We start from the raw sequence: 26,158 nt of genomic DNA, 5'->3' as shown, positions 1-26,158 counted from the left end.
GCGGCCGCGGTTCAATCACACGAACATGGCCAAGACAAAGAAGATCAGCGGAATCAGGCCGGTATCACGGTTGAGCCGGAACAGCTGCAAAAGCCGCTGGTTGTTCTCCGCGTCAAAGGCGCGCAGCTGCCAGGTCATATGCCAGCCCATCGCCCAGGGTCCGGCAAGCGCGAGCACCAGTGCCAGCACCGAAGCGCTGTCCAGCATCGCGCCGATCACTGCCATCGCCATCAGGCTGACAAAGGCCATGATGAAGCGGCGCAGCCACACCGGTGTCTGCGTCCCGAACAGGCGGGCGGTGGATTTCACCCCGATCAGCGCGTCGTCCTCGGTGTCCTGATGGGCATAGATGGTGTCGTAAAACAGCGTCCAGGCGATCCCGGCCAGATACAGCAGCACCGGCGGCCAGCTGAGGGAGCCGGTATGCGCCACCCAGGCCAACATGGCGCCCCAATTGAAGGCAAGGCCCAGAAACACCTGCGGCCACCAGGTGAACCGCTTGGCAAAGGGATAGACCGCGACCGGCAGCAGCGACAGGATGCCCATGGCGATTGCCGCCTGGTTGAAGGTCAGAAGAATCATCAGCCCCAGCAGGCATTGCATCGCCATCCAGGCCAGCGCGCCCTTGACCGTCACCTGGCCCGACGGGATGGGGCGCGAGCGCGTGCGCTCCACCTGGCCGTCGAAATTGCGGTCGGTGATGTCGTTCCAGGTGCAGCCCGCGCCGCGCATCAGCCAGGCGCCGGCGGCGCAACCGGTGGCGATCCACAGATCCTGCCAGCGCGGGCTCTGATCCGCGAGGATCGCCAAGGCCAGCCCCCACCAGCAGGGGATCAGCAGGAGCCAGGTGCCGATCGGCCGGTCGGCGCGGGAGAGCCGCAGATAGGGGCGCGTCCATTCCGGGGCATATGTGTCGACCCAGTTTCCGGTAACCGCATCCGCGACCTGACCCTCTGGCGCTGGCTTCTGGCCTTGCATATGTAGGACCCCATGAGTGCAAAAATCAGACTGTATGTAGAGCACCCCTTGGGGGCAGGGCAAACGGTTCCTTTGGACCGGGATCAGGCGCATTACCTGTTCGGGGTTATGCGGCTGGCAGCGGGCGCTGCTGTGGCGCTGTTCAACGGCAAGGACGGCGAGTGGCTGGCCGAAGTGGCCGAGGCCGGCAAACGCGGCGGCACGCTGGTCTGCCAGGAGCAGTCCAAGCCCCTGCAGCTGCCGCCGGACCTGTGGCTGCTGTTTGCGCCGATCAAGAAGGCCCGCACCGATTTCATCGTCGAAAAAGCAGCGGAAATGGGTGCTGCGCGTATTTTGCCGGTGCAGACCGAGTTCACCAACTCCGAGCGCATCCGCCAGGACCGGCTGCAGGCCCATGCGGTTGAAGCCGCGGAACAATGCGGCGGCACCTATGTGCCGGAAGTTGCGGATTTGCAGAAACTATCGCGATTGCTGGACCAGTGGCCGCAGGAGCGGCAGCTTATGTTCTGCGACGAGGCTGAGGTCGGGAATGCGCTGCAGCTGGCCGCAGAGACGCAGAAAGACGCTCCCTGGGCCATTCTGATCGGCCCGGAGGGCGGGTTCTCAGAGGCTGAGCGCAAGCGCCTGCACGCGCTGCCGCAATCCCACGTCGTCAGCCTTGGCCCCCGCATCCTGCGCGCCGATACGGCAGCGGTGGCGGCCATGACCCTGTGGCAGCAGGCGCTGGGGGACTGGTAATGGGATATCTTGAACCGCTGCCGCTATTCGCCCGCCCGAAGGGCGCCACCCGCCAAATGGCACGGGTGCAACGTCAGGCGCAGCTGAAATGGCCCGGTGCCGGCATCAGGCTGCAAAGTGCGTTGAGGGTTTCCGAAGAGGCCTCGGTCTTCCGCGGCTATCGCGGCGAGGACCCGGTGGTGGTGAAGAAATTCTGGGACCTCAGCGCAAGGCGCGGCTTTGTCGGCGGCACAACGCAAGCGCTCCGCCGCTTTGAGCGCCTTGGCCCCCATCCGGACTTCTCCGTCAACAGGTGTCTAGCCAGTTCCGGCCGCTTGGGCCTTGTGGTGGTAAGTTTCGAGGCCGGAACGCCGGTTGACAAGCTGTTAAACCAGCCCGCCGCAAACCGGGCGCAGATCCTGCGGCAATGCTGCGCATGGAAGAGCTGGGCGGGGCAGGGAGAAGTCATACGCACCGCCCTGCCTTCGAACCTGATCGAAGCAGAAATCCACACCATTCTCGGCGCCAGTGCCCGGCATCCGCACGCACCTCTGCTCGCCGAGCTGGGCAATGAATTGCTGCGGATGCTGCCGCTGCTCGACGGCCAGCCGGCCGCGCGGGCACCTGGGCATCCTGACTTCGCCCCCCGCAATCTGATTCTGCGCCCGGACGGTGGCGTTGCGGCAGTGGATATCCACCGCTGCGGCACCTTCTTCCAGTCCCGTCAGGCGGCCATATTTCTCGTGTCCAAAGACTTCCAGAGCGAGAGCGCGGATGGTTCGCTGCTATTCGGGCTGGACCAAAGTGAGATGCTGCAGTTTCTGGCCCAGTCGAGCGTGCCGGAGGACGAAACCAATACAATTCTGGTTTTCTTTATTGGGCTCACTCTTCTCAGAATGCACTCCAACAAGCCGAGGCGCGGGCGGGGCATGAAGATGAGGCGCCTCAGAATCCGGGCCTATCTCGACGACCTGAGGCAAGGCGTTCGAATCGGAGCATGACTTCCATCTGCCCCTAACCCCGCATTTTGTTTCATGACGGCGGATCGCGTTACTCTGCCCCAAAATAAGATCCTGCTAACCGTATCCTTTTATACCTGATGAAGCTTCCGGTTCAGCGCACGGGACCGCGCGAAGACGGTTGGCACGGGCCTGCCGCAAGGGGTGGCGGCCTGCGTTCGGCGAACACTGGACTGCAGGGTTTCAGGTGCCCGTCACAGTCACCTGCGGCAAAAACCGCAAGGCGATCGCCGCGTTGCCCATTGCATCCGCAGGCCAGGCCGCACAAATAAGATTGGTGGGGCGGGACGCTGCCCCGCCCGACGTTGGTATAAGGCGAAACACATGAGTTTCATCCGCCCCGAAGCCCGTGCCACCCTGTGGCAATGGCGCGAAGTTCTGGCCGCCGTGATGATGTTCCTGCTCGGGCTGAAATGGGCGTTTTCTTCGGCCGGGTTCACGGCCATCACCGGCTGGGCGCTTGTGGCCACTGGCTTGGTGACCGCAGTGATCGGCGTCCAGCGGATGCGGTTCCGGCGCGGCAGCGGCGGCCCGGGCGTGGTGCAGGTGGACGAGGGGCAGATCGCCTATTTCGGGCCGCTCAACGGCGGCGCGGTTGCAGCCTCAGAACTGGAGCGGCTGGCGCTGGACCACACCTCAAAACCGCCGCACTGGCTGCTGGAGCAGCCGGGCCAGCCGCCGCTGGCAATTCCGGTGAACGCCGAAGGCTACGAGGCGCTGTTTGACGTCTTTGCTGCGCTGCCGGGCCTCAAAACCGAGCGCATGCTGACCGAGCTGCGCCGCAAGGGCGCTCACCAGGTCGTGATCTGGGAGCGCAGATCCAGCCGCCCGGAACATCTGCGTCTGCATTGACACCGGCGGCGATTCCGCCCACGACTGACCCTTCAACACAGACCTAACAGGACGGAGTGCCAGGCATGTCCATTCCCCAGTCCGGCGGCGGGCCGATCGAACGTCATGAGCAGCTTGCCGAATACCTTGCCGACGGCTGCAAGCCCAAGGACGCCTGGCGCATTGGCACCGAGCATGAGAAGTTCGGCTTCTGCAAGGACACGCTGAATCCGCTGCCGTATGCCGGCGAGCGCTCGATACAGGCGGTGCTGGAAGGCCTGCGCGACGGTCACGGCTGGGCGCCGCTGATCGAGGGCGGCAACTTGATCGGCCTGACAAAAGGCGGCGCCAACATCAGCCTGGAGCCGGGCGGCCAGCTGGAACTCTCGGGCGCGCCGCTGGAAACCATCCACGAGACCTGCGACGAGGTGAACGCCCACCTGCGCGACGTCAAGGACATCGCTGACAAGATCGGCGTTGGCTTCATCGGCCTTGGCGCGGCCCCGGTCTGGCGCCATGAAGACATGCCGCTGATGCCCAAGGGCCGCTACAAGCTGATGGACGCCTACATGCAGGAAGTCGGCACCATGGGCACCACCATGATGCGTCGCACCTGCACCGTGCAGGTGAATCTCGACTTCTCCTCCGAGGCCGACATGGTGCAGAAACTGCGGGTGGCCTTGGCGTTGCAGCCCGTCGCCACGGCGCTGTTTGCCAATTCCCCCTTCCTGGACGGCAAGCCGAACGGCCACAAATCCTGGCGCTCCCGTGTCTGGCGCTCGCTGGATGCCGACCGCACCGGCATGCTGCCGTTTGTGTTCGAGGAGGGCTTCGGCTTCGAGGCTTGGGTGCAGTATGCGCTCGATGTGCCGATGTACTTCGTCTACCGCAACGGCGAATACATCAACGCGCTGGGCATGTCGTTCCGCGACTTCCTAAAGGGCGAGCTGCCCGCGCTGCCGGGTGAAACCCCGACGCTCAGCGATTGGGCCGACCACCTGACCACGATTTTCCCTGAGGCCCGCATCAAGAAGTTCATCGAGATGCGCGGCGCCGACGGCGGCCCCTGGCGCCGCTTGTGCGCGCTGCCCGCATTCTGGGTCGGCCTGACCTACGACCAAAGCGCGCTGGACGCGGCCTGGGACCTGGTCAAGGGTTGGGACGCCGAGACCCGCGAAGGTCTGCGTGTAGCGGCCTCCGAACAGGGTCTGCAGGCCAAGGTGAACGGCATCAGCATGCACGAGCTGGCACGTGAAGTGGTGGCGATTTCGGAAAGCGGCCTCAAGGCGCGCCACAAGCCCGGCGCGGGCGGCCTGGTGCCGGATGAGACCCATTTCCTCAATGCCCTTAAGGACAGCCTCGAAAGCGGCAAGGTCCCGGCAGATGAGCTGTTGGAGCGCTACCACGGCGCCTGGGACGGGGATCTCAGCCGCATTTACAGCGAATTCGCTTACTAAAACTGCAAGGCCGCGTTCTGAACGCGGCCTTTTGCTTTCCAAAGCTGCGCTCAGCTGTCCGGCTTGCCCAGCACCCGGCGCTGATACAATTCCCGGACCTGCGCCTTGCGGGCGGCATGAAGCTGCCTTTCCTCTTCCTCAGTGCGCTTGGTCAGGTAGGCATAGCCCGCATAGGCGTTTCCCCGGCTGCCGCTGGCCTCGCGCGTGCGAGATGGCGGGGGCCTGGTGCCGTGGGCGTTCTCGCCGCGCTCCGAGGGCAGCAGCATGAAATAGAGATGCAGCAGCAACGCGATGAACGGCCCCAGCGCGATTAACGTGAAGTGGAACAGAAATTGAAACCCGAGGAGGGGATCGTGCGCTGTCAGGGCGCGGGTCTGATCCAGCACGCCGCCGGGATCGGCCTGCGCCGCAACGCCCATCAGCGCGGCCAGAATGGCGTCCCAGTCCAGTGCATTGGCGAGGGCTGCCAGATTGAACAACGCCTCCCAGAAGCTGCCGGACAGGGAGGCCGTCACTGCACCGGCGGCCATCAGCCCAGGGCCGAGGCCGCTTGGATCACTGATCGGAAGTGCTGTCAGAAGGCCAACGGTCAACACCAGCCCCAGCGAAACTGCAGTGAACGGCAGCTTGGCCCATTTCCCGTTGCACCCGGCATCATGCAGCCTCCGCACGGTCAGCGACAGCCGCGGAACGAAGGTGAACAGGAACAACCCGAGCGAGCCATAGTGGAAGGGGTTCAGCGGCGGGACCTCGCGACGCAAGAGATGTCCCCAAATCTCGGAGGCATCCCCAGGCAGCATCAGGAAAATAAACAGCCAGACCAACGGAATAACGCACCAATACTCAAGGCGGGTGGCGCGGCCGTCAAAGTCGAGAAACTTGAAAGCAAAGCTTTCAAAGGTGGAAAGTATGCGGGAGATCATTTGAAACCTGCTTGAAAATAATCTCCCCTGGGTTGCGCGGCAACTGCGGCGGAATTGGGACCCGTGCAGGGCAGGCCCGCGGCACCCGCCGCGGCCGGCCAAAGAAAATCCGGCGGCAGGGTATCCTGCCGCCGGCTGCCCGCTCGTGAGTGGTGGCTTAAGCCTTACTGGGCCTGCAGCTCTGCCGGATCTTTGTCCGCGATGCCGTCCCAGTTAGCGTCGGCTTTTTCGATGAAGCCGGGGATGTCGCCTTCCCAGCGGGTCTGAATGTCTTTTGCAAGGTTCAAATACAGCTTGTCGTCGACGATCTTCCACAGGGTCGGGTCGCCGTCGAACTTGAAGCCCATGGCCGCGCCAAAGGCGCAGTAGCCGCCGTATTCCGGCAGGTAGGCTTCGGGGTTCTTTTCAAATTGGGCTTTGTTCTCTTCAGACGCGAAACGGTACAGCGCGTCGTCGTGCGTGGCGGTGATTTTCCAGTTGCCCGGAGTCGGTTCTCCAACCGTGAAATAGGCCACCGGGTCATAGCCCTGCAGCGCCAGACCGGTGGAGGAGGCGTTGATCTCAACCCCCGCCGCCAGGGCTGAGGTCGCCATCGCAACCGACAATGCCACACCGCTGATCAGTGCTTTTACTTTGTTCATGGTCCCGTCCTTTCAAATCCTGGCCGCGGCGTTCCCAAATGCTTGCCCGGCCGGTGTTTCACCATGTGCGCCGCGGAATGCTGCGGGTCACGGCACCGATGTGGAGACCCGGGCGATCACGTTCAAAACAACTCAATTTGACTGTGCAGCGGGCGGCAGCGGGCTGTGCATTCCTGCGCAGAATGGGTGGCAGGCGGCGACAGCGGCGGCGCGGTTTTGTTGCAGTCGCGGGCTGGCGGTCAGATCCACGGCGGCGGCGGTACTCTCAACCGCGGTGTGGTCCGGGGTGAAGCGGGCGGGTAGCTTCCGGCGGTCCATGTGCGCATGTACAGCGGGGGGCTGCACCGCCTTTGCTCCAACTGCTGGCGCTGGAGCGGCCTATTCCGTGACCTTCAGCCCCAGAACAAAGCGGATCACTTTGTCTGCGGGCATCTCGCAGGGCTTCAGCCGCGCGCCCGAGGCCAGCCGGTAAAGGTTGAGACTGATGTAATCGCCGCCGCCGAGTTCGCGCGCCACCAGTTTTTGCGCCTTGCCCGCGGCCAGGTCCTGCCGGATGACCGCGTATTTGCGCCCGCCGGCAACACCGGTGAAGGCCCCCAGGGGCAGTGTGTCAAAAGCTGCAAGGAAGGCTTGCAGCTCTGCGGTGGTCACTTCTGCCCGATCCTGGGTTCGGTGCCTGCGCGCAGCCGGGCGATATTGGCCGAATGGCGGACAAAGACGATCGCCGCCAGCAGCACCGACAGGGCGATCACCGCCTGATACCCCAGCATGAACGCCCAAACCGGCGCTGACAGGGCCGAGACCAGCGCCCCCATCGAGGAAATCCGGCTGGCTGCCGCCGCCGCCAGCCAGGTCAGGCAGCAGGCGATGCCCACCGGCCAGGCCAGCGCCAGCAGCAGGCCCAGGAAGGTCGCCACGCCCTTGCCGCCCTTGAACCCCAGCCAGACCGGGAAACAATGGCCCAGAAAGGCCATCAGCCCCGCCGCCTGCGCCGCATCCTCGCCGGCCAGGGAGCGGGCCAGCAGCACCGCCGCCGCGCCCTTGCCGCCATCCAGGAGCAGTGTCAGTGCCGCGGCGGCCTTGCTGCCGGTGCGCAGCACGTTGGTGGTGCCGATATTGCCTGATCCGATCTGGCGCAGGTTGCCGAGACCGAAGGCCTTGGTGACCACCAGCCCGAACGGCACGGAACCAAGGCCGTAGCCGATCACCGCCCACAGGATCAGAACGGCGGCGGAGCTTTCAATAACTGGCATCAGGTCCTCCGGTAAACCGGCTCACCGGCGACATAGGTGGCTTCGACGCGGCCTTGCATCCGCTGGCCGTCGTAAGGCGTGTTCTGCGATTTCGAGCGCAGTTTGAAGCGGTCCATTACAAAGGGCACATCCGGATCGAACAGCACCAGGTCGGCCGGCGCGCCTTTGGCCAGGCGGCCGCTGTCCAGCCCCAGCCGTTTCGCCGGGTTCAGCGCCATCGCGCGGAACAGGGCGGGCATATCCAGAAGTCCGTCATGGCAGAGACGCAAGGCGGCCGGCAAGAGCGTCTCCAGCGCCACCGCGCCGGCCGCGGCCTCCTCGAACGGCAGGCGCTTGCTTTCCTCATCCTGCGGCGTGTGCATCGAGGATATGACGTCAATGAGCCCGGTCCGCACCGCCTCGACAACCGCCAGACGGTCCTCCTCAGACCGCAGGGGCGGCTTCACCTTGAAAAAGCTGCGGTAGCCTGCCACGTCCAGCTCGTTAAGCGTAAGGTGGTGGATAGAGGTGCCTGCGGTGACATCCAGCCCGTTGGCCTTGGCGCGCTCCAGCGCGGGCAGGGCGCGGGCGGTGGTGATCTGGTCGGCGTGGTATTTCGCGCCGGTCATTTCCAGCAGCGCAATGTCGCGGTCCAGCCCCATCCGCTCTGCCATGGGCGAGACCGAGGGCAGGCCATAGAGCGCCGCGAGCTTGCCGCTGGTGGCCGCGGCACCGTGGCTCAGGCCCGGCTCTTGCGGGTGGGCAATGACCAGGGCGCCGCAGGAGCGGGCATAGGTCAGCGCCCGCTGAAATACCTTGGTGTTCTGGACCACGTGGTCGCAATCGGAAAACGCCACCGCGCCCGCATCCATCAGAAACCGAATCTCGGTCATCTCGCGGCCTTCGCGCCCCTTGGTGAGCGCTGCCATCGGCAGCACGTTCACCGGCGTGTCGGCCTGGGCGCGCCGGGTAACAAACTCCAGCGTTTCCGGGCTGTCGATCGCGGGCGCGGTGTCCGGGCGGGTCACGATGGTGGTGACGCCGCCGGCAGCGGCCGCCAGACCAGCGGACTTATAGCTTTCCTTGTGCCGCTCGCCCGGCTCGCAGACCTTGACGCCGATGTCCACGATCCCCGGCGCCAGGCATTTGCCGCCGCAGTTCACCTGGGTTACGTCGCCTTGGCTGATGTTATGGGCGCTCAGCAGAGAGGCGGCATCGGTCCCGTTCTTTTCAACCGCCGCGATCCGGCCGTTCAGCACCAGAACCATGCCCGGTGTATCGCTGCCATGCTCCGGGTCGATCAGGCGGGCGTTGATGAAGAGAGTGCTCATGCCTTGGCTCTTTCGATAGCGTTGAGAGTCGCGGCCGGGTCGGCCTGGTATTTGATCAGGTGCTTGTCGCCGCCTTTGGTGACCACCTGCACATAGCTGCCCATGGTGCGGACGGTCTCGATCTGGGACAGCGAGACGCCGCGACCGGCCGGGCCGCTGAGGGCATCTTCGGTCAGGGTCCAGACCACCGCCAGCTCCTCGCTCGCCATGTACCAGCCGCGCAGGGCGATGGCCGCCAGGCCGCCGATGGCACCGGTCCAGATGTGCGGGCTGCCCATCAGCCACAGCACCGCCATGGCGCCGCCCATGCCGATGGCCGCCATCCAGGCGTGGGCGCGGATATAGGCGCCGCGGTCCGGTGTGAATTCACGTGCCGCCATCAGCTCACAAGCACCCAGATCAGCAGCGCAATCAGCAGCATGACCACGGTAAACAGCACAGCCCCGATGCGGCGGGACTGGGCCCGCGCTGCGCGGGGCGGAAGTTTCGGGGCGGAATAAGGCTTGGCGCTCTCGGCCGTTTGGGGCGGTGCGCTCCAATTGGTCTGCCGCTCGCCATATGTGCCGATCAGCTTGATCTGATCCGCCGGGGTCAGCCGCGTCTCCCTGCCATCAAAGGCGCGGGAGCGGATCAGCAGCACATAGCCCTCCTGGGCCTGCAGAACCTCCCGGTCCTCTTCGACCTGCGCGCGCGGCACGCCGCAGCCTTCGGTGAGGTAGCCGGCCAAGCCGATCTCCTCCAGATCAGAGACCGGGAAGATTTCCACCTGTTCCATGTCGAGCGTCTCGCCCCCCAGCACCTGCGCCAGCGCGCCGGGTTCCTTCAGGAAGGCCGCCTGCTCGGGCCGCATGGCGAGTTCGAACAGCCGGATCACACCGCGTTCGCCTGCCGGGATATGGATCACGCCGTCCATGCCGCTCACCCTGCCTCGGCCTGGCGTTCGGCGCGCAGGTTGCGGGCCAGCAGGTCCATCGCTGCCATCCGCACCGCTACCCCCATTTCCACCTGTTCCTGGATGACCGAGCGGTTGATGTCGTCGGCGAGCGTGCCGTCGATTTCCACGCCGCGGTTCATCGGGCCGGGGTGCATGACAATGGCGTCGGGCTTGGCCAGCGCCAGCTTCTCGGCGTCGAGGCCATAGCGGTGGTAGTACTCGCGCTCCGACGGGATAAAGCCGCCGTCCATGCGCTCCTTCTGAAGGCGCAGCATCATCACCACGTCCACGTCCTTCAACCCTTCGCGCATGTCGTCATAGATCTCGGCGCCGAATTCCGCGAACTGGCCGGGCACCAGCGTCGGCGGGCCAATGAGGCGGATGCGGTTTTCCATCTTGCCGAGCAGGATCAGGTTGGACCGCGCCACGCGGCTATGGGCAATATCGCCGCAGATCGCGATGTTCAGCCTGTGCAGCCGGCCTTTGGAGCGGCGGATGGTCAGCGCATCCAGCAGCGCCTGGGTCGGGTGCTCGTGCTTGCCGTCGCCCGCGTTCAGCACCGCGCAGTTCACCTTCTGCGCCAGGAGGTCCACTGCGCCGGAATGCGGGTGGCGCACCACCAGCAGATCCGGGTGCATTGCATTCAGCGTCATCGCAGTGTCGATCAGGGTCTCGCCCTTTTTGATCGACGACGCCTGCATCGCCATGTTCATTACATCGGCGCCCAGCCGCTTGCCCGCCAGCTCGAACGAGGCCTGGGTGCGGGTCGAGTTCTCGAAGAACATGTTGATCTGAGTAAGGCCCGCCAGCACGTCGGAGTGCTTCTCGGGGCGGCGGTTCAGGGCCACATAGTCGTCGGCCAGGTCGAGGATCGCGGTGATCTCATGCGGTTTCAGCGGTTCGATGCCAAGCAAATGGCGGTGTTCGAAGGACATAAGGGGCGGCTCCGCTTGATTTGCAGGTTCTTATAGGCGGCGTGCGCGGTTGCGGCAAGGCAGAGCAGGCGAGGGGCCGGCCCCTCGCGCACCCCGGAGTATTTTCAGAAAGATGAATGGCTTGAATTTGCAGGGCAGGGCCGGAGAGGTGTTCCGCTTGCTGGCCGGGCAGAGTAGCTTGGGCGCATGGAATCGGCATTGGATTACTGGAGCGCCCGGGCGCTGTTGGAGTGGCAGGCGGAGCTTGGCGCCACCGAAGCGCTGTGCGATGCGCCAGTCGACCGCTATGCGCTGGAGCAGGCCGCCCCCAAGCCGAAGCCGGGCGCTGCTCCGGCACCGCCGCCCAAGCCCAAGGAAGCGGATCCCGCGGAAGTGGCGCAGAAGGCCGCCAGGGGGGCTGCGTCGCTGCCCGCCTTGCGGGATGCGCTGGCGGGTTTCGACCATTGCGACCTGAAGCGCGGCGCGCGCAACTTGGTGTTTTCGGACGGCCAGCCGGGGGCGCGGGTGATGATCATCGGCGAGGCGCCGGGCCGGGACGAGGATCTGCAGGGCAAGCCGTTTGTGGGCCGGGCCGGGCAGCTTCTGGACAGGATGCTGGAGGCGATCGGCCTCAGCCGCGCCGAGAACGTTTACATCACAAATGTGCTGCCCTGGCGGCCGCCGCAGAACCGCGACCCGCTGCCGGCCGAGATTGCCATGCTGACGCCTTTTCTGGAACGCCATGTGGCGCTGGCGGAGCCGGATATCCTGGTGCTGATGGGCAATATCAGCTGTCAGGCGGTGCTGGGCAAACGCGGCATCACCCGGCTGCGCGGGCAGTGGGACCAGGCCTGGAAAAAGCCGGTGATCCCCATGTTCCACCCCGCCTATCTGCTGCGCCAGCCCGCGCAGAAACGGCTGGCCTGGGCAGACCTTCTGGAGCTGAAGGCGCGGCTGGGCAGCTTGTCCTGAGGTGATGCGATGAAAATCCTGGCGTTCTCCGATCTGCATCTCTCAGCGCCCCATGCGTCTGATATCGTGGCGGCCAGCGGCAAAGCGGATCTGGTGATCGGCGCCGGCGATTTCTGCAATTGCCGGCAGGGCATGGACCGGGCAGTTGCGATGCTGGCCGGCCTGAAGGCGCCGATGGTGGCCGTGCCCGGAAACGGCGAAAGCGCCGATGAGCTGCGGGCGGCCGGGCTGCCGGACACCACGGTGCTGCATGGAGAAGGCGGGACGTTCGAAGGCCTGCGCCTGTTCGGGCTGGGCTACGGCGTGCCGGAAACGCCTTTTGGCAGCTGGTCCTGCGACCTGAGCGAGACGAAGGCGGCAGCAATGCTGGCGGCCTGTGAGCGCGCGGACATCCTGATCTGCCATTCCCCGCCCAAGGGGCTGGGGGATGTGACCTCCGGCGGGCAGTCCGTCGGTTCCACCGCCATCCGGGCGGCGGCGGAGCGGATCCGGCCGCAGCTGCTGCTCTGCGGCCATGTGCATGATTGCTGGGGCTTTCGCGGCACATTAGGCAAGACGCAGGTGGCCAATCTCGGCCCCGGGGTGAGCTGGTTCGAGGTGGACCCATGATTGATGCCGTGACCCTGCTGGCTTTCGTCCCGGCAGCACTGGCGCTGAATCTGACGCCGGGGCCGGATATGATGTTTTGCCTCGGCCAGGGCCTGCGCTCGGGCCGCGCGGCGGCGGCCGCGGCCAGTGCCGGCATCTCGGCGGGCAGCATGGTGCATGTGACGCTTGCCGGGCTTGGATTGGGAGCCGTCGTTGCAGCGGTGCCGGGGGTGTTTGACCTGATCCGCTGGATCGGCGTGGTTTACCTTCTTAGCCTCGCCTGGGGTGCCCTGCGCAGCGGACCGGTCCAAGCAGATGCGCCTGCGGTTCCTGCCCGGCGGGCGTTCCGCGCCGGTTTCCTCGTTAACTTGACCAATCCCAAGGTGATCCTGTTCGTGCTTGCATTCGTGCCGCAGTTCGTACGGCCCGAGGCAGGGCCGGTGCTGGCGCAGTTTCTGGTTTTCGGGCTGATCCTGGCCGCGGGCGGTTTCGTAATCAACGGGCTGGCGGGCGTTTTCGCAGGCCAGGCCAAGCAGCGGCTGGCCGGCTCTCCGGTGTTCGCGCGCTGGCTGGGCCGGGTTTCGGCTGGAATTTTTGCAGGGCTGGCCGTGCGGCTGGCAATCATGGAGAGGGCCTAGATGTCCCGTATCGACGAAAGTCTGGACTTCATCCCGGTCCGCATTGCGGTGCTGACGGTTTCGGATACCCGCAACCTGGAGGATGACCGCTCCGGCCAGGTGCTGGCCGACCGGCTGCGGGAGGCGGGCCATACCCTGGCCGCGCGCAAAATCGTCCCGGACGAACGGGCGGAGATCGCTGCGCAGCTGCGTGCCTGGGTGGCGGATCCGGAGGTGGATGTGGTGATCTCCACCGGCGGCACCGGCCTGACGGGCCGGGACGTGACCGTCGAGGCGCACCGCGACGTTTATGAGAAAGAGATCGAGGCCTTCGGCACCGTTTTCACCTGGGTTTCGATGCAGAAGATCGGCACCAGCGCGGTGCAGTCGCGGGCGACCGGCGGCGTGGCGGGCGGCACCTATCTGTTTGCGCTTCCCGGCAGCCCCGGCGCCTGCAAGGACGGCTGGGATGAAATTCTGTCAAAACAGCTCGATTACCGCCACCGGCCCTGCAATTTCGTGGAAATCATGCCCAGATTGGAGGAACATCTGCGCCGGAAGTAAGCGGGCGCAGCGTGTAACCTCGCAAACCCGTGCGGAAATTCATATATTTCCAAGCGGGCACAAGGCATTTTACGCTTTGGCAGGCCGCCTGCGCGGTCCCGGCAGCAGCCGCCACCGGAAGGGAGAAACATGCGCTTTTTGCGTCAGAGTGTGACAGGGGTTTTCCTGGCGGCGGTCACGGCGGCCCTGCTGCTTTATGCCGGGCAGCTGATTTTTGGCGCAATCGAGGCGCAGCTGAACGCGGAGAAGGCAGCACCCCCGGCGCGGGAGCGGATTTTTGCGGTCAATGTGGTGACGGCGGAACTGCAGACGGTTGCGCCTGAGCTGACCGCCTTTGGCCGGGTGGAGAGCCGCCGCGCGCTGGAACTGCGCACCGCGGTCGGTGGCCGGGTGGTGCGGCTGTCTGAGGATTTCGAGGACGGCGGCACGGTCCGCGCGGGCGAGGTGCTGGTGCAGATTGACCCGGCGGACGCGCAGTCGGCGCTGGACCGGGCCGAGGCCGACATGATGGACGCCCGCGCCGAGGAGCGCGATGCGGGCCGTGCTCTGGTGCTGGCGCAGGATGAGCTGCAGGCCACTCAGGACCAGGCGCAGCTGCGCGAACGCGCCTTTCAGCGGCAGGTGGATCTGGCCGGCCGGGGCGTCGGTACCGCGGCGGCGGTGGAAACGGCAGAACTGGCGTCGGTGCAGGCGCGCCAGGCGGTGATCTCGCGCCGTCAGGCGGTAAGCCAGGCAGAGGCCCGCGCCGATCAGGCCGCAACCCGGGTGGCACGGGCGCAGATTGCGCTGGACGAGGCGCGCCGGGATCTCGACGACACCACGATCAAGGCTCGCTTCGACGGCACCCTGCAATCGGTGAGCCTGGTGCAGGGGCGGCTGGTTTCGGCCAACGAGAAGCTGGCGGATCTGGTCGATCCGGACCTGCTGGAGGTGGCTTTCCGGGTCTCGACCGCGCAATACGCCCGGCTGCTCGACGCCGAAGGGCATCTGCTGCAAGCACCCGTGCGGGTGACGCTGGACGCCGACGGGGCGGGGCTGAGCGCCGCCGGGCGGATCTCCCGCGCCAGCGGCGCGGCGGGCGACGGGCAGACCGGGCGGCTGGTCTATGCGCTTCTGGAGACTGCGCCGGGGTTTGAGCCCGGGGATTTCGTCACTGTCAAGGTAACTGAGCCCGAGGTCGCGGCGGTGGCCCGTGTGCCCGCCTCGGCGCTGGGGGCCGATGGCAAGGTGCTGGTGCTGGGCGAAGAGGGGCGGCTGGAGGCGCTGCCGGTGGAGCTGGTGCGCCGCCAGGGCGATGATGTGCTGATCCGCGGCGCCGGGCTGGAGGGCCGCGAGGTCGTCACCGGCCGCACGCCGCTGCTGGGCGCCGGCATCAAGGTGCGTCCCCTGCGCCAGGGCGCCGGGGTGCAGGCGCTGCCCGAGCTGATCGAGCTGAGCGACGAGCGCCGCGCCCGGCTGGTGGCCTTTGTCGAGGGCAGCAGCGCGATGCCGACAGAGGTGAAGGCGCAGATGCTGCGGCAGCTGGCCGAGGCGCGGGTGCCCGCGCAACTGGTCACCCGCATCGAATCCCGGATGGGAGGCTGAGGGCCGTGGTCCGCAAGCTCCCCCGTCCGGCCCGCGGGCTGTTCAGTTACTTCGCCCGCCACCGCACGGCCGCAAACCTTCTTCTGGTGATCATGCTGGTGCTGGGGGCGGCGGCGATGCCCAATATGCGGGCGCAGTTCTTTCCGGATGTGATCGTCGAGCAGGTGACTGTCTCCGTTGAGTGGGAGGGCGCCGGGCCGGAGGACGTGGACAACGCCATCGTGCAGGTGCTGGAGCCGGTGCTGCTTGCGGTCGACGGGGTGGAAAAAACGTCCTCCATTTCGCGCGAAGGGCTGGCAACGCTGACGCTGGAGTTCGAGCCGGGCTCGGACATGGGGCAGGCGGCCGATGACGTGCAAAGCGCCGTGGACGGCATCACCTCGCTGCCGGAAGAGGCAGAGGAGCCGGAGGTGCGGCGCGGCGCCTGGCGCGACAGGGTCACAGATGTGGTGATCAGCGGCCCGGTGGCACCTGGTCAGCTTGGCCTCTTTGCGGATGAGCTGGTGGTGCGCCTGTTCGAGGCCGGCGTGACCCGCACCACCATTCGCGGGGTGGCCGCGCCGGAAACCATCGTCGAGGTGCCGACTGCCCAGCTGATCACCCATGACATCACCATGCGCGAGATCGCCGACGCCATTGCCGCCGAGGTCGACGCGGATCCCGCAGGCGATGTGAGCGGCGCCAATGCCCGGGTGCGCACCGGCAGCGAGAAACGCCAGCCGGATGAGCTGAAAGCCATCGTCCTGCGCACCAATCCCGACGGCTCCGTCCTGACCATTGATGATGTGGCCGCGGTGCGGGTCGAGGGGGTGGACCGCAACCGCTCCTATTTTGTCGGCGGCAATCCGGCGATGTCGATCCGGGTCGACCGCTCTGACCAGGGCAATGCGATCCGCTTGCAAGGACAGGTGCAGGACGTGGTCGCGGAAATGCAGGCCAGCCTGCCGCAAGGGGTGACAGCGCAGCTGATCCGCACCCGCGCCGAACATATCACCGACCGGCTGAACCTGCTGGTCGACAACGGGCTGATGGGGCTTGCGCTGGTGCTGTGCCTGCTGTTCCTGTTCCTCAACACCCGCATTGCCTTCTGGGTGGCGGTGGGCATACCGGCCTCGATGTTTGCCGCGGTGGCGCTGATGTATGCGGCCGGGATCACCCTTAACATGATCAGCCTGTTCGGCCTGATCATCACCCTGGGCATCGTGGTGGATGATGCCATCGTGGTGGGGGAGCACGCCGATTTCCGGGTGCGGCGGCTGGGCGAAAACCCGGTGCAGGCAGCTGAAAATGCCGCCCGGCGCATGGCGATGCCGGTCTTTGCGGCGACCCTGACCACGATCATTGCTTTCTTCGGGCTGACGCTGGTGGGCGGGCGGTTCGGCGAGCTGATCCGTGACATCCCCTTCACCGTGATCGCGGTGCTGGCGGCCTCGCTGGTCGAATGCTTCCTGATCCTGCCCAACCACCTGGCCCATGCGCTGACCCATGCGCAGGCGCGGCACTGGTACGACTGGCCGAACCGGATGGTGAACAGGGGGTTCCGCTGGCTGCGCGACCATGCGTTCCGGCCGCTGATGGGGCTGATCGTCACCGCGCGCTATGCGGTGCTGGCGGGGGCATTGGCGATCCTGGCCAGCCAGGCGGCGCTGTTCATCAATGGCGATGTGCAATGGCGTTTTTTCAACGCGCCTGAGCGCGGCTCCGTCACCGGCAATTTCGCCATGGTTGAGGGCGCCACCCGCGCCGATACCCTTGCGATGATGCGGGAGATGCAGCGCGCGACAGAGGCGCTGGGCGCCGAATACGCCGAACGCTACGGCCGCAACCCGCTGGATTTCGTGATGGCCGAGACCGGCGGCAATGCGGGCCGCGGCCTGTCGGGGGTTGAAGGCAAGGATGCAGACCTGCTGGGCGGCATCTCGATCGAACTGATCGACGCCGACCTGCGGCCCTATTCCAGCTTTGCCTTTGTGGCGGAGTTGCAGGAGAAGGTGGCCCGCCACCCTATGGTCGAGACGGTCTCCTTCCGCAGCTGGCGGTCCGGCCCCGGCGGCGACGCGCTGGACGTGCAGTTCGCGGGCGCCAGCGTGCAGACGCTCAAGGCCGCCTCAGAGGACCTGAAGACTGCTCTGCTGCGCTTCCCCGAGGTGTCCGCAGTGGAGGACAATCTGGCCTACGACAAGGAGGAGGTGTTCCTGGACCTCACCCCGCACGGCCAGGCCTTGAATTTCACCATCGGCAGCCTGGGCCGGGCGCTCCGGGCGCGGCTGAATGGGATTGAGGCGGCCACCTATCCCGACGGGCCGCGCAGCGCAGCGATCCGGGTGGAGCTGCCGCAGAACGAACTGACCGCCGATTTCCTTGAACGCACCCTGATGCGGGCGCCCAGCGGAATCTACGTGCCGCTGGCCGATATCGTCTCGGTCACGCAGCGCACCGGGTTTTCCACCGTGCGCCGCGAGAACGGGATCCGGGTGATCAGCGTGACAGGTGATATCTCGGAGGACGATCCGGCCCGCGCCGAAGCGGTGATGCAGGCGCTGCAGGAGGAGATCCTGCCCAAAATCGCCAGCGAGCGGCAGGTCGAATGGCGCCTCTCGGGGCTGGCGGAGCAGGAGCAGACTTTCTTGCAGGAGGCGGGCACCGGCCTGATCCTCTGCCTGACCGGGATCTACCTGGTGCTGGCCTGGATCTTTGCAAGCTGGACCCGGCCGCTGGTGGTAATGGCGATCATACCCTTTGGCCTCGTTGGGACCATCTGGGGCCACTACATGTGGGAGGTGCCTCTCAGCATGTTCACGGTGGTGGGTCTGCTGGGAATGACCGGGATCATCATCAACGATTCCATCGTGCTGGTGACCACGATCGACCAGTACGCCGAAGACCGCGGGCTGATCCCGTCGATCATCGACGCGGCGGCGGACCGGCTGCGGCCTGTGATGCTGACGACGATGACGACGGTGCTGGGGCTGGCGCCGCTGTTGTTCGAACGCGCGCAGCAGGCGCAGTTCCTGAAGCCGACGGTGATCACTCTGGTCTATGGCCTGGGCTTTGGCATGTTCCTGGTGCTGCTGGTGGTGCCTGCCCTGGTGGCAATGCAGCGTGATCTGTCGCGGCCGATGACAGCGCTGCGCCGGGCCCTGCGGCGCGGGGCCGGGCGTCTTCGCTGGCTGGTGCTGGGCACCGCGCTGGCGCAGCTGGCCTGGCTGGTGCTGACGCTGGGCTGGGCGATGGCCACCGGCGCATTGCATCCGCTGCTGCGGGCGCTGCCCGCGCTGGCGGCAATGGAGCCGGTGCGCGCCGGGCTGTTGGCCTGTGTGGCCGGGGCGCTGGTGCTGGCGCTGCTGGCGTATTTGGCAGGCGGCGCGGCCTACCGGCTCAGCGCCCGCCAGCGGGCCTGAGCCAGCCGCGCGACCTCACCCACCTGATCCAGCAGCTGCAGGCCGCGGCTTTCGATCTCCGCGATGGGGATCCATTCCGCCTGTTCGGCGTCGTCATCCGGCAGCGGCTCACCGCTGGTGTGCGCGCACAGGACAACGGTCAGCAGGTACTGGCGCTGCACCGCGCCCGCCTCAGCGCGGACAATAACATCCACATTGGTCAGGTATTCCAGCGGCCGGGCGGAGACGCCGGTTTCCTCCATCAGTTCGCGCGCGGCGGCCTGCAGGGCGGTCTCGCCCATCTCCACATGGCCGCCGGGAAACCCCCACCAGCCCGCGTTCGGCTCCTTGCCGCGCTGCACCAGGATCACGTGGTCCTGGCCATCGAAGTGACGGCAGACCACGGCAATGGTGCCAAGCACCGGGCGCTGCGGGCTGTCAGCCGAGCTCATCCGGCGCTGCAGCCCTGAATGTCGACAGAGTGGTTCTGCCCCAGCACGGTGATCCGGAGTTTCGAGCGGTCAATGGCGTAGGCACTGCTGTCGGCAGGCAGAAACTCGGTTTCCGCCACCAGCAGCCCGCCCTCGCGCCGGGTGGTGGTTTCGCCGGCGTAAAGCTTGGGATTGCCGGGCTCGATCACCGCGATCTCCTCGCCGCCGGCCGGGGGCATCGAGATTCGGGCGGTGACCTTCATGCCGTATTCTGAGGGGCGCAGGCTGCAGGCGGCATGGCGCACGCCGGCTTCCTTGGCCGACCAGGGACGGCTGGCAAGCGCCGCGGCAATCGCGGGGTTGCGGCCTGCGCCGCTGTCCAGCTGGTGATCAAAGCTCAGCTCGGCAGGCACGCAGACATCCTTGCACACCCCCAGCTGCATCCGCCCTTTGAGGCGCACCGGCTTGCCCGGGGTCTCGGGCGTGATCTCCACAGGCAGCACCAGCTGATCGTGATAGCCGATGGTGCGGTAGCCGGAGGTCAGGAAGACTTCGGGAGCAGGCCAGGTGATCGACAGCGCGCCGACGTTGCGCGCGCCGCGCCAGGAAAAGCTGGGCGGGATACCGGCATCGCCGGGCGCACGCCAATAAGTCTTCCAGCCGGGTTGCAGCTTGACCCGCAGCGCGCCCATGTAGGTGCCGCGCGGTGTCATGCCGCCGTCCAGCACTTCTATCTCTGCGATGTCTCCCTCCAGGGTGCCGGACAGGGCCGGGGAACCGGTTGCAAGGGCCAGCATGGACGCCGCGCAGGCAGCAGCTTTGGTCAGTGTCGTTCTCATGCCAAATACATGCGCCCGGCGGCGCGGTTTGCCAAGTCACGATCCGGTCATTGGCTGCCCATCGCCCTGTGTTTGCGGCAAATTTGCCGGAGGCTTCACCGCCCGGCGCTTTTGCGCCCCTTGCGTGCCGGGCGGCTGCGCGTCATGGTGGGGGGAGGCAGCAGAAAGACGGAAATTCATGGATCTGACTGGCAAGCTCTTGATTGCAATGCCTGGAATTGGCGACCCGAGGTTCGAGCACGCGGTGGTCTTCCTGTGCTCGCACGGCGAGGAAGGGGCGATGGGGCTTATTGTCAACAAGCCCGCCGACGGCGTGGCGCTGGGCGACCTGCTGGAGCAGCTGGACATGGGCGGCGAAGGCAGCGCCGCGGCAGCTTTGCCAGTGCGCTTCGGCGGTCCGGTGGAAACCCAGCGCGGCTTTGTGCTGCACACGCCGGATTACGAATCGGATGTGAGTTCGCTGAAGGTGCCGGGCGGTTTTTCGATGACTGCGACGCTGGATATCCTGGAGGATATTGCCAACGGACACGGGCCAAAGGACCTGCTGGTGCTGCTGGGCTATGCCGGCTGGGGGCCGGGGCAGCTGGAGTCGGAAATTGCGATGAACGGCTGGCTGACGGCCGAAGCGAGTCCCGAGCTGGTCTTCGGCCAGGCCGATGACAGCAAATGGGAAGCAGCGCTGAAGACGCTTGGCGTCGATCCCTTGACCCTGTCGGCCAGCGCGGGCCACGCCTGACCCGCTGCCGCAGGGGCGTTTCGCTGCGGGGCAGGGGGAAGTGCTCCCGCCCTTTGGTTCAATAATCAAAGATGACCGGAAAAAGGTTGGGGGCCTCTCTGATAAGGATAAATGAGGCGGGAACTCCGCGTGGTGCTGCAAACCCGCCGTTCAATCCCGCGGCGCGGCGGCGCGGCGGAGGCGGTCGTTGATGGCCTCGCCCAGCCCATGCTCCGGGATTGGTGCCACGGCGATCGGCTTGCCGAGCGCGTCCAGCTGGTGCAGGTGGCCGAACAGATTGGCCGCCGCCTCGGCCAGATCGCCGCGCTCGGACAGGTTCAGGTCGCACGCGCCGGGGCCGAAGCCGAGATAGAGTTCTCCCTTCACCGGGGCTGCGGCATTGAGTCGTACCGGCGCACCCGGCGCGTAGTGCGACAGCAGCTGGCCGGGCGCGGTCAGCGGGTCATGCGCATCGCGCACCGCCAGCTTGCGGCCTAGAACCGCCTCGATCTCCTCCGCCGCCAACCCGCCGGGGCGCAGCAGCACCGGCTCTGGCCCCGCCAGGCCGATGATCGTCGACTCCAGCCCGACCCCGCAGGCACCGTCGTCCAGAATGGCGGCGATGCGCCCGTCCAGCCCGGCCTTCACATGCGCCGCAGTGGTCGGGCTGATCTTGCCGGAAGGATTGGCAGAGGGCGCCGCCACCGGGCCGTCCAGCGCCCTGAGCAGCGCCTGGGCCGCGGGGTGGGCAGGCACCCGCACGCCCAAAGTGTCCAGCCCGGCCGTCACCAGCGGCGAGATGCCGTGGCCGCCGCGCAGGGGCAGCACCAGGGTCAGCGGGCCGGGCCAGAACGCATGCGCCAGCGTCTCCGCGGTGCCGTTCCACTCCACATAGCGCTGCGCAGCCTCCGCCGAATGCACATGCGCGATCAGCGGGTTGAAGGAGGGCCGCCCCTTGGCCTCATAGATCGCAGCCACCGCTTTGCCCTGGCGGGCATCGGCGCCAAGCCCATAGACCGTTTCGGTCGGGAAGGAGACCAGCTTGCCCTCGCGCAAAAGCTGGGCGGCACGGGCGATGCCCGCTTCCGTGGCGGCAAGGATTTCGGTGCTGTGCTGGGGCATTCCGGGTGACGCGGCGTTTTGGTTGATTGAAACAGGCGTGCGATTAGGTAATCGGTCAAGCCACTGACCATAATAGGCCCGTGCCGGGAAGCCAAGACTGCCCGCGCCAGGACGCCCCCGAAACACCGCTAAAGGACGCCCATGACCTTCCGTGCCCCCGTTTCCGAGTACGAGTTTCTGCTGAACAATGTGACCGGATATAACGAAATCGCCGCTACCGCCCGCTTTGCCGAGGCCCCTTCGGATGTCGTGAGCGCCATCCTGAACGAGGCCGGCAAGATGTGCGACGAGGTGCTGGCCCCGCTGCAGCGCAACGGCGACCTGACGCCCGCTTACCTGGAGAACGGCGTGCTGCGGACCTCCCCGGGGTTTGCTGACGGGTTCAAAGCCATCTCCGAAGGCGGCTGGATCGGCATGAGCGCGCCGGAAGAACACGGCGGCATGGGGCTGCCGCTGACGGTCGCCACCGCGGTGAACGAGATGATGGCAGGTGCCTGCCTGTCGCTGCAGCTGGCCCCTTTGATGAGCCAGGGCCAGATCGAGGCGCTGGAGCATCACGCCTCGGACGCGATCAAGGATCTGTACCTGCCCAAGCTGATCTCCGGCGAATGGTCCGGCACCATGAACCTGACCGAGCCGCAGGCGGGCTCCGACGTGGGCGCGCTCAGCTCCAAGGCAGAGCCGAACGGCGATGGCACCTATGCGGTCACCGGCCAGAAGATCTATATCTCCTGGGGCGACAACGACTTCTGCGAAAACATCTGCCACCTGGTGCTGGCGCGGCTGCCGGACGGGGCACCGGGCACCAAGGGGATATCGCTGTTCCTGGTGCCGAAGTTCCTGCCGGACGCCGATGGCAACCCGGGCAAGGCCAACGACCTGAAGGTCGTCAGCCTGGAGCACAAGATGGGCCTGCACGGCTCCCCCACCTGCGTGATGCAATATGACGGCGCCACCGGCTGGCTGGTCGGGAAGGAGCATGGCGGCATGGCTGCGATGTTCACCATGATGAACAACGCGCGCCTCGGCGTCGGCGGCCAGGGTGTGGGTGCCGGTGAGGGCGCCTATCAGCACGCGCTGGCCTATGCGCTGGAACGCAAGCAGGGCAAAAGCGCCAGCGGCGTCATCGCAGACCACGCCGACGTGCGGCGGATGCTGATGGAGATGAAGGCGGACCTGTTTGCCTCCCGCGCGATCCTGCTGGCCTGTGCCCAAGCGATCGACATGCAGACCGCAACCGGCGAGAAGGACTGGGCCGCCCGCGCCGCGTTCCTGACCCCGATTGCCAAGGCCTTTGGCACCGACACTGGCATCCGGGTGTCAGAGACCGGGGTGCAGGTGCATGGCGGCATGGGTTTCATCGAAGAGACCGGTGCCGCGCAGTATTACCGTGACGTGCGGGTGACGGCGATCTACGAGGGCACCAACGGGATCCAGTCGATGGACCTGGTGGCGCGCAAGATGATGGACGGCGGCGAGACCGCCTTTGCCCTCATCGACGAGATCGAGGAACAGGCCGAGCGCGCCCGCGCCACCCACCCGAACATGGCCGAATCCGTCTGGCAGGCCTGCGAATCCCTGCGCGAGGCCACCGAGTGGCTGGTGGCGCAAGAGGACCTGCAGGACCGCTTTGCCGGCTCCGTGCCGTACCTGCGGGCCTTTGCCCGGGTGCTGGGCGGCCACTACCACTTGGCTGCGGCGATGGCGGACCAGGGCGGCCCGCGCGAGAAGCTGGCCCGCTTCTACATCACCCGGATGCTGCCCGAACATGCCTCGCTTCTGGCGCACGCTCAGGCGGGGGCCGCGGGCACCTTTGCCCTCAGCCTCGACGAACTGGCAGGCTGACGCCGTGACCGACATCCCCGACGTTTCGCCCCGCACTCCGTGGCAGGAGCCGCCTGCGCAGGGCGAAGCGATCGAGGTGGCCGAAGGCGTCCTGTGGATGCGCCAGCCGCTGCCGATGAAGCTGGACCACGTCAACATCTACGCGCTGGATGACGGCGACGGCTGGACGGTGATCGACACCGGCTTCAACACCCGCAAAAGCCGTGCGATCTGGGACAGCCTGATGGCCGGCCCCTTGCAGGGCAAGCCGGTGCGGCGGGTTGTTGGTACCCACCACCACCCCGATCACATCGGGCTGGTCGGCTGGTTCCAAAGCGCGCATGGGGCTGAGCTGATCACCACCCGCACCGCCTGGCTGTTTGCCCGGATGCTGACGCTGGACGTGCAGGAAGTCTGGCCGGAAGAAACCCTCGCCTATTACCGCAGCGCGGGCATGGCGCCGGAGTTCTATGAAAAGCGGGTGAATGACCGGCCCTTCAACTTTGCCGATACCGTGCACCCGATGCCGCTAGGCTTCACCCGGATCAAGCAGGACGACGTGATCCGCATGGGCGGGCGCGACTGGGATGTGCATATCGGCAACGGCCACGCGCCGGAGCACGCTACCTTCTGGAGCCGCGATGACAATCTGGTGATCACCGGCGACCAGATCCTGTCGACCATAAGCCCCAATATCGGCGTCTACGCCACCGAACCGATGGCGGACCCGCTGGGCGAATGGCTGGAAGCCTGCGAGCGGCTGTCGAAACTGGCGCGCCCCGACCACCTGGCCCTGGGCGGCCATAAGCTGCCGTTCACCCGCCTGCCGCTCCGGATGCAGCAGCTGATCGGCAACCACCACGGTGCTCTGGACCGGCTGATGGACCACCTGTCGGAGCCGCGCACGGCCGCCGATTGCTTTGCCCCCCTGTTCAAGCGCACAATCGGCGAAGGCGAGTACGGCCTTGCGCTGGTCGAGGCGGTGGCCCATGTAAACCATCTGTACCATACCGGTCAGGTGACGCGCTGGGAGCGCGAAGACGGAGCCTGGCTCTACCAGCGCCAGGGGTGAGGCACCCCGGACAAGCAAGGGGTGACGCACCCCGGACAAGGGGGAACCATGAACGACGAGATTTCAACCAGCGCCGAGGCAGCGGAAGCGGCGGTGCTGCCCTGCGTGCATGAAGTCCACTCCGACCCCGATGCCTGCGCCGGGCTGACCGAAGTGCCGGAAAAGCTGCAAAAGCCAGATGCCGCCAAAAGCCCCGCCCGCTGGGCCTACGAGCGCCTGATCCTCTATATCCAGAACTTCGAGAAACAGCTGGATGCCGAACACGAGGTCGCGATGGGCTTTGCCGGCGGCAATGCCGGGGTGCTGCGGATCGAGGGCATGGGCTATTTCGATCCCGACATCATCACCTTCTACGGCAGCGAGGGCAGCGGCTCCCGGACCCAGCTGGTGCAGCATGTCAGCCAGCTCAATGTGATGCTGCGCGCGGTGCCCAAGGCGCGCCAGGAAGAACCCGCCACCCGGATCGGCTTCCGCCTCGCCTCCGACCTGCAGCAGGACTAGGGTCCGCGCCCGGGGGGCCGATTCGGCGCCGGAACCGGACACAGCGCAGCAGCGGCCCGGATTGCCGCTGCGGCATTGGGATTCGCGTCTCATTTCTGTCAGATGCGCCCGATTGACGTGGTGACAGAGCGGCGCAAATCCAGTAATCACCGGAAAAATGCACGTGAATTGAGGGAAAACTCACATGGCTGAACATCAGCACGGCACCATGGATACCACCGTTCAGGAAAAGACCTATTCCGGTTTCCTGACCTTCGTGACCCGCTTCAGCATCGCGCTGGTCATCTTTGCCATTTTCCTGGCGGTCTTCGCGTCCTGATTTATTGAACGGGGATTGCTGTAATGCGCAATCTGCTCTGCCTTGGCGCGGTCCTGGCCGCGCTCGCGGGTTGCGCTGCGCCGCAGCAGCCCAACGCGGATGCTGAAACCCTGGCCCGGGTGGCTTACCGCCACCCCGGACCGCCCGCGCTCACCCTCTACACGATGATCAACAACCGCACCGGGCGGGGCGGCCACACGTCGCTGATGATCAACGCCTCTGAGCGGGTGATTTTCGATCCTGCAGGGTCTTTCTATGCCTCCGTGGTGCCGGAACGGGACGATGTCATCCATGGCATCACGCCCGCTGTCGAGAAGGCCTACCGCGGGGCCCACGCCCGCAGCACCTATCACGTCGTCATCCAGCGCATCGAGGTCACACCGGAGCAGGCGGAGAAAGCCTACCGGCTTGCCCTGAGCAACGGCCGGGTTCCGGGGGCTTTCTGCGCGCAGGCGACGATTGGCATTCTGCAGCAGGTTCCGGGATTCGAAAGCCTGGACCGCACTTTCTATCCGGAAAAACTGGCAGAGCAGTTCGGCCAGCTGCCGGGGGTGGTGACAGAGCGCTATTACGAAAACGACAGCGGTGATTTGCAGGCGGGCCTAGCCAAAAGCGACGCCGCGCTCAGCGCCGCTTCAGAGTGATCGTGCTGC

At 66.2% G+C, this 26,158-nt stretch carries 28 protein-coding genes; 16 read left to right on the top strand and 12 right to left on the bottom strand.

The genetic code is table 11. The annotated features are described in order from the left end of the window. Positions 1-15: 15 nt before the first annotated feature. On the bottom strand, positions 16-978 hold the full coding sequence (ubiA, locus tag DAEP_RS0110720; protein ID WP_027244644.1) for a 4-hydroxybenzoate octaprenyltransferase: 963 nt from the start codon (positions 976-978) through the stop codon (positions 16-18). 12 nt (positions 979-990) lie between these two features. Between ubiA and DAEP_RS0110715 the strand changes: the two genes are divergently transcribed. The 4 genes from DAEP_RS0110715 (at position 991) to DAEP_RS0110700 (ending at position 5,002) form a co-directional block, all read left to right on the top strand. After that, the gene (locus DAEP_RS0110715) at positions 991-1,716 is read left to right on the top strand and encodes a 16S rRNA (uracil(1498)-N(3))-methyltransferase (protein ID WP_027244643.1); all 726 of its coding nucleotides are present in this window, start codon (positions 991-993) and stop codon (positions 1,714-1,716) included. After that, positions 1,716-2,696, top strand: coding sequence for a hypothetical protein (locus DAEP_RS0110710; RefSeq protein WP_027244642.1), 981 nt, complete (start codon positions 1,716-1,718; stop codon positions 2,694-2,696). Before DAEP_RS0110715 ends, DAEP_RS0110710 begins: the two co-directional genes overlap by 1 nt. Positions 2,697-3,038: 342 nt before the next feature. Next, a complete protein-coding gene (locus DAEP_RS0110705) occupies positions 3,039-3,566 on the top strand; it encodes a hypothetical protein (protein WP_027244641.1) in 528 nt (175 codons plus the stop codon). A 65-nt stretch (positions 3,567-3,631) separates the two neighbouring features. Beyond that, a complete protein-coding gene (locus DAEP_RS0110700) occupies positions 3,632-5,002 on the top strand; it encodes a glutamate--cysteine ligase (protein ID WP_027244640.1) in 1,371 nt (456 codons plus the stop codon). Positions 5,003-5,052: 50 nt separating this feature from the next. Here DAEP_RS0110700 and DAEP_RS0110695 read toward each other — a convergent pair whose 3' ends face one another. The 8 genes from DAEP_RS0110695 to DAEP_RS0110660 all read right to left on the bottom strand — a co-directional run bounded on the left by DAEP_RS0110695 (position 5,053) and on the right by DAEP_RS0110660 (position 10,998). Continuing rightward, positions 5,053-5,925, bottom strand: coding sequence for a DUF805 domain-containing protein (locus DAEP_RS0110695; protein ID WP_027244639.1), 873 nt, complete (start codon positions 5,923-5,925; stop codon positions 5,053-5,055). 164 nt (positions 5,926-6,089) lie between these two features. Beyond that, positions 6,090-6,566, bottom strand: a complete 477-nt coding sequence (locus tag DAEP_RS0110690; protein ID WP_008554500.1) for a YHS domain-containing (seleno)protein — start codon at positions 6,564-6,566, stop codon at positions 6,090-6,092. Positions 6,567-6,944: 378 nt separating this feature from the next. Continuing rightward, positions 6,945-7,217: a hypothetical protein gene (locus DAEP_RS0110685; RefSeq protein ID WP_027244638.1), complete on the bottom strand. Its 273-nt coding sequence runs from the start codon at positions 7,215-7,217 to the stop codon at positions 6,945-6,947. Then, on the bottom strand, positions 7,214-7,819 hold the full coding sequence (gene plsY / locus DAEP_RS0110680; protein ID WP_027244637.1) for a glycerol-3-phosphate 1-O-acyltransferase PlsY: 606 nt from the start codon (positions 7,817-7,819) through the stop codon (positions 7,214-7,216). Before plsY ends, DAEP_RS0110685 begins: the two co-directional genes overlap by 4 nt. Continuing rightward, positions 7,819-9,129 (bottom strand): dihydroorotase, encoded by a 1,311-nt coding sequence (gene pyrC / locus DAEP_RS0110675; RefSeq protein ID WP_027244636.1) that lies wholly within the window; start codon positions 9,127-9,129, stop codon positions 7,819-7,821. The genes plsY and pyrC overlap by 1 nt, the downstream gene beginning before the upstream one ends. Continuing rightward, positions 9,126-9,509: a hypothetical protein gene (locus DAEP_RS0110670; RefSeq protein ID WP_008555730.1), complete on the bottom strand. Its 384-nt coding sequence runs from the start codon at positions 9,507-9,509 to the stop codon at positions 9,126-9,128. The genes pyrC and DAEP_RS0110670 overlap by 4 nt, the downstream gene beginning before the upstream one ends. Then, positions 9,509-10,042: a hypothetical protein gene (locus DAEP_RS0110665; RefSeq protein WP_008554529.1), complete on the bottom strand. Its 534-nt coding sequence runs from the start codon at positions 10,040-10,042 to the stop codon at positions 9,509-9,511. Before DAEP_RS0110665 ends, DAEP_RS0110670 begins: the two co-directional genes overlap by 1 nt. 5 nt (positions 10,043-10,047) lie before the next feature. After that, positions 10,048-10,998, bottom strand: a complete 951-nt coding sequence (locus DAEP_RS0110660; RefSeq protein WP_008556044.1) for an aspartate carbamoyltransferase catalytic subunit — start codon at positions 10,996-10,998, stop codon at positions 10,048-10,050. Between the two features lie 186 nt (positions 10,999-11,184). Here DAEP_RS0110660 and DAEP_RS0110655 point away from each other — a divergent pair, with 186 nt between their 5' ends. The 6 genes from DAEP_RS0110655 (at position 11,185) to DAEP_RS0110625 (ending at position 18,703) form a co-directional block, all read left to right on the top strand. After that, on the top strand, positions 11,185-11,949 hold the full coding sequence (locus DAEP_RS0110655; protein ID WP_027244635.1) for a uracil-DNA glycosylase: 765 nt from the start codon (positions 11,185-11,187) through the stop codon (positions 11,947-11,949). Between the two features lie 9 nt (positions 11,950-11,958). After that, positions 11,959-12,558, top strand: a complete 600-nt coding sequence (locus tag DAEP_RS22635; protein ID WP_036760607.1) for a metallophosphoesterase family protein — start codon at positions 11,959-11,961, stop codon at positions 12,556-12,558. Then, positions 12,555-13,175, top strand: a complete 621-nt coding sequence (locus DAEP_RS0110640; RefSeq protein WP_008553639.1) for a LysE family translocator — start codon at positions 12,555-12,557, stop codon at positions 13,173-13,175. Before DAEP_RS22635 ends, DAEP_RS0110640 begins: the two co-directional genes overlap by 4 nt. Next, complete coding sequence (gene moaB / locus DAEP_RS0110635) at positions 13,176-13,718, top strand: molybdenum cofactor biosynthesis protein B (protein ID WP_027244633.1); 543 nt, start codon at positions 13,176-13,178, stop codon at positions 13,716-13,718. It begins immediately after the preceding gene. Positions 13,719-13,847: 129 nt separating this feature from the next. Further along, positions 13,848-15,302 (top strand): efflux RND transporter periplasmic adaptor subunit, encoded by a 1,455-nt coding sequence (locus DAEP_RS0110630; RefSeq protein WP_027244632.1) that lies wholly within the window; start codon positions 13,848-13,850, stop codon positions 15,300-15,302. 5 nt (positions 15,303-15,307) lie between these two features. Continuing rightward, on the top strand, positions 15,308-18,703 hold the full coding sequence (locus tag DAEP_RS0110625) for an efflux RND transporter permease subunit (protein ID WP_027244631.1): 3,396 nt from the start codon (positions 15,308-15,310) through the stop codon (positions 18,701-18,703). Here the strand turns inward: DAEP_RS0110625 and DAEP_RS0110620 are convergent. Next, the gene (locus DAEP_RS0110620) at positions 18,673-19,134 is read right to left on the bottom strand and encodes an NUDIX hydrolase (RefSeq protein ID WP_027244630.1); all 462 of its coding nucleotides are present in this window, start codon (positions 19,132-19,134) and stop codon (positions 18,673-18,675) included. The genes DAEP_RS0110625 and DAEP_RS0110620 overlap by 31 nt on opposite strands. Next, positions 19,131-19,952: a protein-disulfide reductase DsbD domain-containing protein gene (locus DAEP_RS0110615; protein WP_036760605.1), complete on the bottom strand. Its 822-nt coding sequence runs from the start codon at positions 19,950-19,952 to the stop codon at positions 19,131-19,133. The genes DAEP_RS0110620 and DAEP_RS0110615 overlap by 4 nt, the downstream gene beginning before the upstream one ends. 178 nt (positions 19,953-20,130) lie before the next feature. Here DAEP_RS0110615 and DAEP_RS0110610 point away from each other — a divergent pair, with 178 nt between their 5' ends. Beyond that, positions 20,131-20,688 (top strand): YqgE/AlgH family protein, encoded by a 558-nt coding sequence (locus DAEP_RS0110610; protein ID WP_008553769.1) that lies wholly within the window; start codon positions 20,131-20,133, stop codon positions 20,686-20,688. Positions 20,689-20,838: 150 nt separating this feature from the next. Here DAEP_RS0110610 and DAEP_RS0110605 read toward each other — a convergent pair whose 3' ends face one another. Further along, a complete protein-coding gene (locus DAEP_RS0110605; protein ID WP_027244628.1) occupies positions 20,839-21,789 on the bottom strand; it encodes an L-threonylcarbamoyladenylate synthase in 951 nt (316 codons plus the stop codon). Positions 21,790-21,930: 141 nt separating this feature from the next. Between DAEP_RS0110605 and DAEP_RS0110600 the strand changes: the two genes are divergently transcribed. The 5 genes from DAEP_RS0110600 (at position 21,931) to DAEP_RS0110580 (ending at position 26,149) form a co-directional block, all read left to right on the top strand. Beyond that, positions 21,931-23,634, top strand: coding sequence for an acyl-CoA dehydrogenase family protein (locus DAEP_RS0110600; RefSeq protein WP_008555854.1), 1,704 nt, complete (start codon positions 21,931-21,933; stop codon positions 23,632-23,634). 4 nt (positions 23,635-23,638) lie between these two features. Continuing rightward, positions 23,639-24,685, top strand: coding sequence for an MBL fold metallo-hydrolase (locus DAEP_RS0110595; protein WP_027244627.1), 1,047 nt, complete (start codon positions 23,639-23,641; stop codon positions 24,683-24,685). Positions 24,686-24,733: 48 nt separating this feature from the next. Next, a complete protein-coding gene (locus tag DAEP_RS0110590; protein WP_008556861.1) occupies positions 24,734-25,186 on the top strand; it encodes a DUF6173 family protein in 453 nt (150 codons plus the stop codon). A 184-nt stretch (positions 25,187-25,370) separates the two neighbouring features. Continuing rightward, positions 25,371-25,505, top strand: a complete 135-nt coding sequence (locus DAEP_RS0110585) for an aa3-type cytochrome c oxidase subunit IV (RefSeq protein ID WP_008557812.1) — start codon at positions 25,371-25,373, stop codon at positions 25,503-25,505. A 23-nt stretch (positions 25,506-25,528) separates the two neighbouring features. Continuing rightward, on the top strand, positions 25,529-26,149 hold the full coding sequence (locus tag DAEP_RS0110580; protein WP_008555306.1) for a hypothetical protein: 621 nt from the start codon (positions 25,529-25,531) through the stop codon (positions 26,147-26,149). Positions 26,150-26,158 lie beyond the last annotated feature (9 nt).

It is taken from the genome of Leisingera daeponensis DSM 23529, from assembly GCF_000473145.1.
Lineage (GTDB): Bacteria > Pseudomonadota > Alphaproteobacteria > Rhodobacterales > Rhodobacteraceae > Leisingera > Leisingera daeponensis.
This window is presented reverse-complemented; position numbering and strand designations above follow the sequence as displayed.